We start from the raw sequence: 12005 nt of genomic DNA on the forward strand, positions 1-12005 counted from the left end.
CGAGCACTCCACCCCTCGGCGGCGGTAAATTGCGCATACCAGCGCAAACAAGGGCGGGTGGGATGGGTCACTGGTTCTACCGGAACATCACGGAGCCGGGCAAGCTCCCCATGCTGCTCGCGCTGGCCGCGTTCGTCGTGACGTTCCTGGTCACGCGCTCCATCACGCGCCTGATCCGGGCCGGGCGCGGCCCGTTCCGGAACATCAAGCCCGGCGGGCTGCACATCCACCACGTGGTGCCCGGGGTCATCCTCACCATCGTCGGCGGCTTCGGGGCGGTCGGCAGCGGCCGGCACGGGATCGCGGCGGCCACCTTCGCCGTCCTGTTCGGGATGGGCGCGGGCCTGGTCCTCGACGAGTTCGCGCTGATCCTGCACCTCGACGACGTGTACTGGAGCGAGAGCGGGCGCAAGAGCGTCGAGATCGTGGTGATGGCGGCCGCCCTCATGACGCTGGTGCTCGCGGGGTTCTCACCGCTCGGCGTCAACGACGTGTCCCCCGGGGAGCGGGAGAGCCGGGGCTCGTTCATCACCACGATCGCGATCAACTTCTGCTTCGTGCTGATCTCGCTGTTCAAGGGCAAGGTGCGGCTTTCGATGATCGGCACGTTCGTGCCGTTCGTGGCGCTGTTCGGCGCGATCCGGCTCGCCCGGCCGGGCTCCCCGTGGGCCCAGCGCTTCTACCGCAACCGGCCGCGGGCCAGGGCGAAGGCCGGGCTCAGGGCCTACCGCCACGACCGGCGCTGGTCACGGCCGCGGCGCCGCCTTCAGGACTGGATCGGCGGCGCGCCCGACAGGCTCCCGGTGCGCCGCCCCTGATCATGGCGGTCGCGTCGGCGCCTTCGCCGTTCATGGGTGATCCAGCAGATCACGGCGACCACGACGAGCGCCGCGATGTGCTCCTTGCCCGCGAGGTTGTTCTTGAGCACCACCTCGACGACCATCGCGAGCGCCACGGTCCCGGCCGTCCAGTACGCCCGGTAGCGCCAGCACACGTACACCGCGAGGGCGACCACCGCCGCCGAGGGGCCGGTGTCGACCATCTTGGCGGCGGAGGCGGGCAGTCCGAAGACGCTGTCCGGGCCGATGTGGATGCCGACCCGCGCGTACAGGGTGCCGGCCAGCGTCGCCGCGTAGGCGATGAGCAGCATCCGGCCCCGCCCGACGCAGATCTCCGCGATGCCGAACACCACGAGGACCTGGCCGAGCGCGCCCCACACCGGCAGGTCGAGGGCCGGCACGAAGAGCGAGAACGGGGTGCGCAGGAGCGAGATCCACAGCGGGTACTCGGCCTTCACGGAACCGATGATCTGGATCGGCCGGAAGCCCCAGGACTGGTTCTGGATGACCTGGAAGACCGAGGTGAGCAGGACCGCCGAGATCGTCAGGGGGATGGCCCGCCAGCGCTGGGTGCGCAGCGCGTACTTCACGGTCTTGTACAGCGGCCCCCACTCGCGCTCGGTGAACCGGCCCACGACGCTCCTGCGCGGGCTGTTCATCTCTGTGATTCCAGGTGCCTGCGGTGCAGCCACTTGGGCAGTCCGGGGGCCTCCAGGAACCCTTCGGCGCGCGCGGACGCGATGGCGATCCGCGGCAGATCAGCACTCTTCTCGAACAACGTGAACCGTGGCTCCCAGATCGGCCGGTACTTGGCGTTGGACCGGTACAGCGACTCGATCTGCCACCAGCGGGAGAAGAAGCTGAGGAGCGAGCGCCACAGCCTCAACACGGGTCCTGCCCCGAGCTTCGAGCCGCGCTCGAAGACGGAACGGAACATCGCGAAGTTCAGTGAGACCTGAGTGATCTTGATCTCCTTGGCGCGCTGCAGGAGTTCGATCACCATGAACTCGATCAGGCCGTTCTCGGAGTCCCGGTCACGGCGCATCAGGTCGAGCGAGACACCGTTCGGGCCCCAGGGCACGAAGCTGAGCAGCGCCCTCAACTCGCCCTCGCCGTCGAAGCATTCGAGCATCATGCACTGGCCGTCGGCGGGGTCGCCGAGCCGGCCGAGCGCCATCGAGAAGCCGCGTTCGGTGGCGCCGTCGCGCCAGTCGTCGGCCTTGCGCAGGAGTTCGTTCATCTCCTCGGCAGGGATGTCCGCATGGCGGCGGATCCGCACCTCGTACCCGGCCCTCTTCACCCGGTTGTACGCCTGGCGCACGGTCCGCATCGCGCGGCCCTCCAGGGTGAACTCGGCGGTCTCCACGATCGCCTCGTCGCCCATCTCCAGGGCGTCCAGGCCGTGCCGGGCGTAGATCTGCCCGGCCTCCTCGCTGGCGCCGGTGACGGCCGGGATCCAGCCGTGCTCGCGGGCTTCGGCCAGCCACGGCTCGATCGCGCCCGGCCAGGCCTCGGGGTCGCCGATCGGGTCGCCCGAGGCAAGGGAGACGCTGTTGATCACGCGGTAGGTGACGGCGGCCTTGCCGGTCGGCGACCAGATGACGGCCTTCTCGCGGCGCAGCGCGAAGTAGCCGAGGGAGTCGCGCTCGCCCTGCTTGTCCAGGAGCGCGCGCAGCTTCTCCTCGTCCTCGACGGTGAGCGGGTCGACGGCCCTGCGGTTGCGGAAGGCGGCGTAGATGACGGCGATCAGGAGCAGCGTGGCAAGCACGTTGATGGTGACGTTGACCCAGCCCGGGGTGGTGATGCCCTGGGTGTGCCGGTCGTCGGGGACCAGGAACACCAGGCGCATCACGCCGTAGCGCCAGCGCTGCAGGAACGTCGAGTGGTCGGTGCCGTCGTAGGTGTTGGTGGCGCTGACCAGGACCGCCGCGATCAGCGAGGTGACCAGCAGGCCGCCGATGGCGGTCGCGACCGCGGCCAGCGGGTTGGAGCGGTCGCCCTTGGCGTAGAACTCGCGGCGGCCGATCAGCAGCGCCAGCACGAAGGCCGCGGTCAGCGCGAGCGAGACCCAGTTCTGCGCGTAGCGGTTGATGTCCGGGAAGGCCATGGCCAGCGCGAACAGCGCCAGGAACAGCCCGCCGAGCACTATGTTGAGGATCCAGGCGGCCCGCTTGCGCCGGCGCATGGTGACGGCGAGGAACAGCGTGACGACGCCCGAGGTGAAGCCGGCTTCGAGCAGGTACGGAGTGAAGTAGTCGTCCGTGTTGTGCCGCCGAAGCCCCTGGCCGAGGGTGACCCAAACGGCGCTGAGGAAATTGATGAACGTCACGATGCGCAGGTACCAGACGGCGAATGCCGCCCCGCGCCGCGACCGGGGCGTGCTCCGGTTCGTTCCTTCGGTGGTGCTCAAGCGGACTTCTCCCATGAAACGCGATGATATGGCGGCATAGCGTTCCACAGTGGTCGCGGGCGGAGCCGAGGGGGGAGCCCCCTCCGGCTCCGGCGCGGCTCACGCGTCGCTGCTCTCCTCAGGGCTCTCCGCGCGCTGGTCGGTGCGCTCGGGCAGCTCCGCGGCCAGTGCGGCCGCGGCTTGTACGAGGGGAAGAGCGAGCAATGCCCCGGTTCCTTCGCCCACTGTGACGCCATGATCGAGCAGAGGGTTGAGCGCCATCCGGTCCAGCGCCTTCGACTGGCCCGGCTCGCCGCTCAGCTGGCCCGCGAGCCACCAGTCCGGAGCCCGGAAGGCCGCCCGCTGAGCCACCAGCGCACAGGCCGACGAGACGACCCCGTCCAGGATCACCGGCAGTCTGCGCACCGCACACTGCAGCAGGAAACCGGTGGTCGCGGCAAGGTCCGCGCCGCCCACGGCGGCCAGAAGTTCGAGCTGATCGCCGAGAACCGGCCGCGCCCGGCGCAGCGCGTCCCGGATCGCCGCGCACTTGCGCATCCACGCCAGGTCGTCGATCCCGGCGCCACCGCGGCCGGTGACCACCGAGGCGTCCGTGCCGCACAGCGCCGCGATCAGCACTGCCGCCGGGGTGGTGCCGCCCACGCTGAGGTCGCCGAGCACCACCAGGTCGGTGCCGGAGTCGGCCTCCTCGTCGGCGATCCTCATGCCGAGCCGTACGGCCGCCTCCGCCTCGTCCACGGTGAGCGCGTCCTCGACGTCGATCCGGCCGCTGCCGCGCCGCACCCGGTGGCGTACGACGTCCTCGGGCAGCAGGGCCGGGTCGCAGTCCAGGCCCGCGTCGACGACGCGGACCGAGGCGCCCTGACGGCGGGCGAGCACCGCGACCGGGCTCTCGCCTTCGAGGACGGCGCGTACGAGCGTGTGCGCGGAGGCCGCCGGGCGGGCCGAGACGCCGAGCCCCGCCACGCCGTGGTCGCCCGCGAAGAGGATCACGCGGGGCCGCTCCACGGCCCGGACCGGGTTGGCGCCCTGCGCCGCGGACAGCCAGGTGGCCAGCTCGTCGAGCCGGCCGAGGGCGCCGGGCGGCACGGTGAGCCGCTCCCGGCGTTCCTCGGCGTCCCGCCGCACACCGTTGTCGGGGCGTTCGATCAGATCGGAGAAGTCGTCCAGGTTCAGCCTGCTCATTTGCCGAACAGTACCGCCAGCTTGTCCGCGTCAGCCGCGCAGCGTGAGCGCCTGCCCCGCGACGACGAGCAGGACCTGCTCGCACTCGGCCGCGAACAGCGCGTTCAGGCGCCCCAGTTCATCCCGGAACCGCCGCCCCGACGAGGTGGCCGGCACCACTCCGGACCCCACCTCGTTGCTCACCGCCACCAGCGTCCGCGAGGTGCCCCGCACCGCCGCGACGAGCTCGGCCGTGCGTTCCCGCAGCGCCCGCTCGCCGCCCGCCGCCCACTTCTCGTCGTCCCAGGCGCCGACCCGGTCCATCGCGTCGGTCAGCCACAGCGCCAGGCAGTCGATCAGGAGCGGCGGCCCCGACTCGTCGAGCAGCGGCGCGAGTTCGCAGGTCTCCTCGGTGCGCCAGGAGGAGGGCCGGCGCTCGCGGTGCAGGCCGACGCGGGCGGCCCACTCCGCGTCGCCGTTCCGGGCGCCGCCCGTCGCCACGTACACGACCTGCGGGAAGCCCGCGAGGCGCCGCTCGGCCTCCACCGACTTGCCGGAGCGCGCGCCGCCCAGGACGAGCGTGCGGCGCGGCAGGTCGGGCACCGCGTGGTACTCGCCGACGATCAGCGTCGTGCCGTCCGGCACCGCCCGCGCGCCGAGCGCCGCGAGCCGGCGCTCCAACTCCCGCCCGGGCGGCACGTCGTGGTCGAGGTGGACGGCGATCACATCGGTCGCGGGACCGATGCCGCCCGCGGCCCGCAGCCGCGCGAGCGCGTCGGGCCGTCCGGCGACATCGGCCACCACCATGTCGTACGGCTGCACCTCGGCGGGCCCGGCGGGCGCGCCGCCCGGCGGCAGGTAAAGGAGCCGCTCGCCCTCCGGCGAGGTCACCTCGTACCCGGTCCCCGGCGAGTCCAGCGGCACCGCGAGCACCCGGTGGCCGCTGATCAGCGTCAGCCGGCGGCCGTCCGGCACCCGCCCGGCCGCCGGGAGCCCGGCGGGCAGCTCCACGGCGGGCCCGTCGTGCGGATGGGTGAGCAGCACCTGGCGCACGCCCGCGAGGGTGTGTCCGGCGCGGGCGGCGGCGAGCGCCGCGCCCGGGGTGAGGTCGAGCAGCAGCGCGCCGTCGACGAGCAGGGCGGTCGCGGCCCGCACGCCCGCGCCGCGGGCGACGGCGCACGCGGCGCAGGGACAGTCGGGGCGCGGCAGGCCGGTGGGGGCCCCGGTGCCGAGGAGAGTCAGTTCCACAGGGACGATCCTCCCGCGTCACCGGCCCTCTTGCGCGCCCGGTTACGCTGCGGGCAGCAACGTGACCCAGGAGGCGGACATGGCGTGGACGTGGCGTTTCGAGAAGTCGGACGGTACGGAGGTCGAGCCGGCGGTGGCGCCGGAGGAGTTCACGACCCAGGGCGATGCGGAGTCCTGGATCGGTGAGGTGTGGAAGGACCTGCTCGAAGGCGGGGCCGACCAGGTCTTCCTGTCCGAGGACGGCACACGGATCTACGGCCCGATGAGCCTGCACGCCGACCAGGCCTGACGGCCCGGCCGGGGGCGCACGGCGCGCCCCCGGCCCGGCTCAGATCTCGCCGAGGGCGACCTCGGCCGTCCTGTTCGCACCGTCCCGCGTATACGTGACCTGCACGTTCTGGCCGGGCTTGTCCGCGGCCAGCGCCTCGGTGAGCGAGGTGATGGTCGAGATGCCGGTGTCGCCGAGCTTGACGATGATGTCGCCCGGCTTCAGGCCCGCCTTCGCCGCGGCGCCGTTCGCCGCGACCTGCACGACCGCGACGCCGGCCGGCTGGTAATTCGTGTCGACCACGGTGCGGCCGGTGATGCCGAGCGCCGCCCGGCCGGAGTCGGTGACCTTGCCGCTCTTGATGATCTGGTCGGCGACCGTCTTCACCATCGACACCGGGATCGCGAAGCCGATGCCGGGAGCCGCGCTGCCGCCCATGTCCGGGTCGGTCGCGGCGAGCGTCGGGATGCCGATGACCTCGCTGTCCAGGTTGACCAGCGCGCCGCCGCTGTTGCCGGGGTTGATCGCGGCCGAGGTCTGGACCATGTTGGCGATGGTGGCGCCGGTCCCGCCGCCGCCCTGGCCCTCGGAGACGGTGCGGCCGGTCGCGGACACGATGCCCTGGGTGACGCTGGAGGACAGCCCCAGCGGGGAGCCCATCGCCAGCACGATCTGGCCCATCTCGACCTTGGCCGAGTCACCGAACCTGGCCGCCTTCAGACCGCTCGGCACCGAGTCCAGCTTGATCACCGCGAGGTCCTGCTCCGGATAGGCCGCCACCAGCCGGGCGGTCACCGCCGAGCTGCTGCCCGACGTCGTCACCTTGAAGCTCTTCTCGTCACCCACCACATGGGCGTTGGTGACGATGTGCCCCTGGCCGTCGTAGACGATCCCCGACCCGAGGCTGTTGGACGCCTCGATCTGCACGACCGACGGCAGCACGTTCTTGATCACGCGCTGGTAGTCGCTCTGCAGGCTGTCGGTCCCGTCGGAGCCGCCCCGCCGGGCCGTCGAAGAACTCGCCGACGTAGCTGCGGACGTACTGGGTGATGCCTTGACCGCCGCGGCGCCCGTGTCCGAACAGCCGCCGAGGAGAAGGGCGGTGGCGACGACGGCGGTCAGGGGCAGGGCAGCACGGCGCACCCGGCCGGGGCGAAGAGACGCATCCATGGCAGGATTATCCCTTTGGTCCGATTTGACGGCCTGTCGGTGCACCCGATCAGGTACCGGGGTCCCGGGCCCGATCGGCGGATACCCCTGGCTCAGTCCCGTACGCCGAAGAGGTGCAGCAGCGCCGCGACCTGGCGGTAGGGGTCGGTGCGGCCGGCCCGGTCCTCGGCGGCGAGCAGCCGGTCCAGCTCGTCGGCGGGCGGCAGCGGCGTCTCGTTCGGCACGTTGTCGGTGAACACCCGCACCCCGTACCAGGCGTGCAGCGGCGCCGCGATCCCGTCCAGCGTGCGGGTCAGCGCGGCGAGCCTGTCGGCCCGGACCGGAAGGCCGAGCCGGTTGGTGTACGAGTCGGTGTCGAAGGCCGACAGGGCGCCCGGCCAGTCACCGGCGAGCCCGGGCCGCACGGCCAGCGCGTCGGCGTTCCGTACGAGCAGCGAGAGCAGGCCGCCGGGGGCGAGCATCCGGGCCAGGCCCGCGAGCATCGCGTCGGGCTCCTGGACGTACATCAGGACGCCGTGGCAGAGCACCACGTCGAAGGAGCCCGGCAGGAAGTGGACCCCGGTCTCGCGGCCGTCGCCCTCGATCAGGCGGACCCGCTCGCGGATGCCCTCGGGCTCGGTGGCCAGCGACTCGCGGGCCACCTTCAGCATCCCGGGATCGGATTCGAGCCCGGTCACCGAGTGCCCGGCGCGGGCCAGGCGCAGGGCCTGGGTGCCCTGGCCCATGCCGACGTCCAGCACGCGCAGGCGCTGGCCCACCGGGAAGCGCGCGGCTATCTGCTCGTCGAGCTGACGGGCCACGAGCTCCTGGCGGACGACGTTGCGCAGCCCGGCGAGGCCCTTGAGCCAGGCGCCGCCGGCGCCGGTGAAGCCGGACGGCCGGCCGCTCAGGGCCGCTCTCCGCGCTTGACCTGCGGCTTGGGCAGCCGCAGCCGGCGCATCTGGAGCGTGCGCATCAAGCCGTAGGCGACGGCGCCCTTCTTCGGCTCGTCCGGGAAGCGGGCGGCCAGCGCCTTCTTCAGACGGAAGGCGAGCCCGATCGAGTCGAGCACGATCAGCACGATCACGACGAGCCACAGCAGCAGCGAAAGGCTCTGCAGGCTGCCGATCCGGATCATCGAGAGGACCAGGATGATCACCGCGAGGGGCAGGAACATCTCGGCGACCGAGAACCGGGAGTCGACGAAGTCGCGGACGAACCCTCGCACCGGGCCCTTGTCACGGGCCGGCAGATAGCGCTGGTCGCCATTGGCGAGCGCCTCGCGCTGCTTGGCCATGTCGACCCGGCGGGCCTCGCGCTGGCGCTTGGCGGCCTCCTTGCGGTCGGTCGGCACGGTCGAGGCACGGCGGCGCTGGGTCTGGGCCTCACTCCGCTTGGGAGTGGGGCGCCCCTTGGGGGCCTCGGGGTCGCGGGGCGCTTTGGAGAGGTCCGCCGTCACCTTGTCGGTGGGGGCCTTCTCTGCGTTGGAACGGCTACGGAACACAATCCCCAAGGGTACGGGGTAACGGGAATGGACCCCAGGCCGGTGGGGAACGATCCCACAACGCCTTGCGTCTCTAGAGGCAGCAGATGCACGGTTCCCCGAGGTTCACCTACTCCCTGCGCCGGATCAACGCGGGACGCAGTCGTCCTTGGGGATGAGCGCATCGTTGCCCGAACAGTGCGGTAATGGATGCAGGGCCCGTACTGTGGGTCCTGTTGCAGCAGCTGGAGCTGGAGTCCGTCAGAAGGGGGCGCGCGAAGCCCATGAGCGGTGTCATGAAGCGTATGGGGATGATCTTCCGCGCGAAGGCGAACAAGGCCCTTGACCGGGCCGAGGACCCTCGCGAGACCCTCGATTACTCGTACCAGAAGCAGCTTGAGCTGCTCCAGAAGGTGCGCCGGGGCGTCGCGGACGTCGCGACCTCCCGCAAGCGTCTGGAGCTGCAGCTCAATCAGCTCCAGAGCCAGTCCTCCAAGCTGGAGGACCAGGGCCGCAAGGCCCTCTCGCTCGGCCGTGAGGACCTGGCCCGCGAGGCCCTGTCCCGCCGGGCCTCGCTGCAGCAGCAGGTCACCGACCTGGAGACGCAGCACCAGACGTTGCAGGGCGAGGAGGAGAAGCTCACCCTCGCGGCCCAGCGCCTCCAGGCCAAGGTCGACGCCTTCCGCACCAAGAAGGAAACGATCAAGGCGACCTACACGGCGGCCCAGGCCCAGACCCGCATCGCCGAGTCCTTCTCGGGCATCTCCGAGGAGATGAGCGACGTCGGCATGGCCATCCAGCGGGCCGAGGACAAGACCGCGCAGCTCCAGGCGCGGGCCGGCGCGATCGACGAACTGCTCGCCTCCGGCGCCCTCGACGACCAGTCGGGCCTCGCCAAGGACGACATCCAGACCGAGCTGGACCGGCTGTCCGGTGGTACGGATGTAGAGCTGGAACTGCAGCGGATGAAGGCCGAGCTGATGGGTGGCCCGGCCAACGGGAAGCAGGCCATCGAAGGCGGCACCGCCGCTCCCGAGGACAAGGCCCCGCAGCAGAGCCCGCGCTTCGACAAGCAGTGACGAGCGGCAGGAGACGTTCATGATCGTCCGGATCATGGGGGAGGGGCAGGTGAAGCTGGCGGACAGCCACTTCACCGAGCTCAACAAGCTCGACGACGAACTCCTCGCCCAGATGGAGGACGGTGACGAGGAGGGCTTCCGCCGCACCTTGAACGCGCTCCTCGACGCGGTGCGCCGGTTGGGCGAGCCGCTGCCCGACGACTCCCTGGAGCCGTCCGAGCTGATCCTTCCGAGCCCGGACGCGAGCCTGGACGAGGTCAAGGAGATGCTCAGCGACGACGGGCTCATCCCGGGCTGACCGGGGGCCGGGGTCCCGGCCCCTTTACGGTAGGTGACCGTGACCCCCATCGACCGTGCCCGCCCGTGGCTCAGGGCGCATCCGCTGGCCCTGGACGCCGTCCTCGCCTTCGGCGTACTGCTCTGCATGGTCGTCGGCTCCTTCGCCGACCCGCACGGGCCGAACGGGCCCACCTTCGGCACCCGCACGCCGGGCCTGCGTTCCCTCGTCCTGATGACACTGGGCGCGGCCGTCCTCGTCCTGCGGCGGCGCAGGCCCATGGCCGTGCTCGGCTGCGCCAGTGCGCTCACCATGGTCGAGCTGAGCCTCGGCGCGCCGCCCGCGCCCGTCGCGATGAGCGCCGTCGTCGCGCTGTACACGGTCGCCGCCCACACCGACCGGCCCACCACCTACCGGGTCGGCGTGCTCACCATCGTCGTGCTCACCGGTACGGCGATGCTCCTCGGCACCCCGCCCTGGTACTCCCAGGAGCACCTCGGGATCTTCGCCTGGACCGGCATGGCCGCGGCCGCCGGAGACGCCGTGCGCAGCCGGCGCGCCTTCATCGACGCGATCAGGGAGCGTGCCGAGCGGGCCGAGCACGGCCGCGAGGAGGAGGCCCGGCGCCGGGTCGCCGAGGAACGGCTGCGGATCGCCCGCGACCTCCACGACGTGGTGGCCCACCACATCGCGCTGGTCAACGTCCAGGCCGGGGTCGCGGCCCACGTCATGGACAAGCGGCCCGACCAGGCCAAGGAGGCCCTCGCCCATGTGCGCGAGGCCAGCCGGTCGGCGCTGGACGAACTCCGGTCCACCGTCGGCCTGTTGCGCCAGTCCGGCGACCCGGCCGCCCCCACCGAGCCCGCCCCCGGACTCGCCGTCCTCGACGACCTGCTCGGCGGCTTCCGGCGCGCGGGGCTGCCCGTCGAGCTCGCGCGCGTCGACGACTCCCCGCTGCCCGCCTCCGTCGACCTCGCCGCGTACCGGGTCATCCAGGAGGCGCTCACCAATGTGCAGAAGCACGCGGGACCCGGCGCCAAGGCCGAGGTGAGCGTCGTACGGGTCGGCCCGAACACCGAGATCACCGTCATCGACAACGGCACCGCCGCGGGCGACGGGACCGGCGGCGGTGACGGCGGCGGGCACGGCCTGCTCGGCATGCGCGAGCGCGTCACCGCGCTCGGCGGCAGCTGCACCGCCGGGCCCCGCTACGGCGGCGGCTTCCGCGTACAGGCGATACTGCCGGTCAAGGCCGCGGAGACCGGGGCCACGGGGGAAGGCGCGTCATGACGATCAAGGTGGTACTCGCCGACGACCAGGCGCTGCTGCGCTCGGCGTTCCGCGTACTGGTCGACTCCGAGCCGGACATGGAGGTCGTCGGCGAGGCCGCCGACGGCGCCGAGGTCGTCGACGTGGTCCACCGGACCCTGCCGGACGTGGTCCTGATGGACATCCGGATGCCCGGCACCGACGGCCTCGCCGCCACCCGCGCGATCACCGCCGACCCGGCGCTGGCCACCGTCCACGTGGTGATGCTGACGACCTTCGAGGTCGACGAGTACGTGGTGCAGTCGCTGCGGGCCGGCGCCTCGGGCTTCCTCGGCAAGGGCGCCGAGCCCGAGGAACTGCTCGGCGCGATCCGGATCGCGGCGGCCGGTGAGGCGCTGCTCTCGCCGGCCGCGACCAAGGGCCTGATCACCACCTTCCTCGCGCAGGGCGGCAGTTGGGACGGCCGCGGTGAGGACCCGGGGCGGCACGGCGAGCGCCTCGCCGCCCTCACGGTCCGCGAGCGCGAGGTCCTGGTGCAGGTCGCGGGCGGCCACTCCAACGACGAGATCGCCGAGCGCCTCGCGGTCAGCCCGCTCACCGTGAAGACCCACGTCAACCGCGCGATGGCCAAATTGAGCGCCCGCGACCGGGCCCAATTGGTGGTAATCGCCTACGAATCCGGCCTTGTCCGCCCGCGGGTGGACTGAAGGGTGGAGTGCGGCGTACTGCGGCTGCGGTATGCGCGGGATAAGGAAAGGGACCTGGGAGCGAGGAATTGCACCCGCCCCATGGCCGAGGGTTATAGGCGGGGGCCGGGTC

13 protein-coding genes are annotated in these 12005 nt (G+C 71.9%); 6 read left to right on the forward strand and 7 right to left on the reverse strand.

Going from position 1 to position 12005, the window contains the following annotated elements:
- Positions 1–62 precede the first annotated feature (62 nt).
- Positions 63–818 (forward strand): hypothetical protein, encoded by a 756-nt coding sequence (locus OHA17_RS28645; protein WP_406508960.1) that lies wholly within the window; start codon positions 63–65, stop codon positions 816–818.
- On the opposite strand, the gene OHA17_RS28650 is transcribed toward OHA17_RS28645, so the two are convergent.
- From OHA17_RS28650 to OHA17_RS28665, 4 genes are all read right to left on the reverse strand, one after another.
- Positions 767–1498 carry a hypothetical protein gene (locus tag OHA17_RS28650; protein WP_406508961.1) on the reverse strand — a complete coding sequence of 244 codons (732 nt, stop codon included), beginning with the start codon at positions 1496–1498 and terminating at the stop codon, positions 767–769. The genes OHA17_RS28645 and OHA17_RS28650 overlap by 52 nt on opposite strands.
- A complete protein-coding gene (locus tag OHA17_RS28655; RefSeq protein ID WP_406508962.1) occupies positions 1495–3264 on the reverse strand; it encodes a phosphatidylglycerol lysyltransferase domain-containing protein in 1770 nt (589 codons plus the stop codon). The genes OHA17_RS28650 and OHA17_RS28655 overlap by 4 nt, the downstream gene beginning before the upstream one ends.
- Before the next feature lie 84 nt (positions 3265–3348).
- A complete protein-coding gene (gene cobT / locus OHA17_RS28660; RefSeq protein ID WP_398870998.1) occupies positions 3349–4434 on the reverse strand; it encodes a nicotinate-nucleotide--dimethylbenzimidazole phosphoribosyltransferase in 1086 nt (361 codons plus the stop codon).
- A gap of 30 nt (positions 4435–4464) precedes the next feature.
- Positions 4465–5661, reverse strand: coding sequence for a bifunctional adenosylcobinamide kinase/adenosylcobinamide-phosphate guanylyltransferase (locus tag OHA17_RS28665; protein ID WP_406508963.1), 1197 nt, complete (start codon positions 5659–5661; stop codon positions 4465–4467).
- A 79-nt stretch (positions 5662–5740) separates the two neighbouring features.
- On the opposite strand from OHA17_RS28665, the gene OHA17_RS28670 reads away from it, so the two are divergent.
- Positions 5741–5950, forward strand: coding sequence for a hypothetical protein (locus OHA17_RS28670; RefSeq protein WP_053727695.1), 210 nt, complete (start codon positions 5741–5743; stop codon positions 5948–5950).
- Positions 5951–5989: 39 nt separating this feature from the next.
- On the opposite strand, the gene OHA17_RS28675 is transcribed toward OHA17_RS28670, so the two are convergent.
- The 3 genes from OHA17_RS28675 to OHA17_RS28685 form a co-directional block, all read right to left on the reverse strand.
- Positions 5990–7099: a S1C family serine protease gene (locus OHA17_RS28675; protein WP_406508964.1), complete on the reverse strand. Its 1110-nt coding sequence runs from the start codon at positions 7097–7099 to the stop codon at positions 5990–5992.
- A gap of 92 nt (positions 7100–7191) precedes the next feature.
- Positions 7192–7899 carry a class I SAM-dependent methyltransferase gene (locus OHA17_RS28680; protein WP_398870992.1) on the reverse strand — a complete coding sequence of 236 codons (708 nt, stop codon included), beginning with the start codon at positions 7897–7899 and terminating at the stop codon, positions 7192–7194.
- 86 nt (positions 7900–7985) lie between these two features.
- Positions 7986–8582 carry a DUF3043 domain-containing protein gene (locus OHA17_RS28685; RefSeq protein WP_386109686.1) on the reverse strand — a complete coding sequence of 199 codons (597 nt, stop codon included), beginning with the start codon at positions 8580–8582 and terminating at the stop codon, positions 7986–7988.
- 263 nt (positions 8583–8845) lie between these two features.
- On the opposite strand from OHA17_RS28685, the gene OHA17_RS28690 reads away from it, so the two are divergent.
- Genes OHA17_RS28690 through OHA17_RS28705 form a run of 4 tightly spaced genes read left to right on the forward strand, consistent with a single transcriptional unit; the run spans position 8846 to position 11893 of the window.
- Positions 8846–9640, forward strand: coding sequence for a PspA/IM30 family protein (locus OHA17_RS28690; RefSeq protein ID WP_078966581.1), 795 nt, complete (start codon positions 8846–8848; stop codon positions 9638–9640).
- 19 nt (positions 9641–9659) lie between these two features.
- Positions 9660–9938, forward strand: coding sequence for a PspA-associated protein PspAA (locus OHA17_RS28695; protein ID WP_053727700.1), 279 nt, complete (start codon positions 9660–9662; stop codon positions 9936–9938).
- A 39-nt stretch (positions 9939–9977) separates the two neighbouring features.
- Positions 9978–11207, forward strand: coding sequence for a sensor histidine kinase (locus OHA17_RS28700; RefSeq protein WP_398870990.1), 1230 nt, complete (start codon positions 9978–9980; stop codon positions 11205–11207).
- On the forward strand, positions 11204–11893 hold the full coding sequence (locus OHA17_RS28705) for a response regulator (RefSeq protein ID WP_406508965.1): 690 nt from the start codon (positions 11204–11206) through the stop codon (positions 11891–11893). The genes OHA17_RS28700 and OHA17_RS28705 overlap by 4 nt, the downstream gene beginning before the upstream one ends.
- Positions 11894–12005 lie beyond the last annotated feature (112 nt).

It is taken from the genome of Streptomyces sp. NBC_00212, assembly GCF_045206365.1.
Classification (GTDB): domain Bacteria; phylum Actinomycetota; class Actinomycetes; order Streptomycetales; family Streptomycetaceae; genus Streptomyces.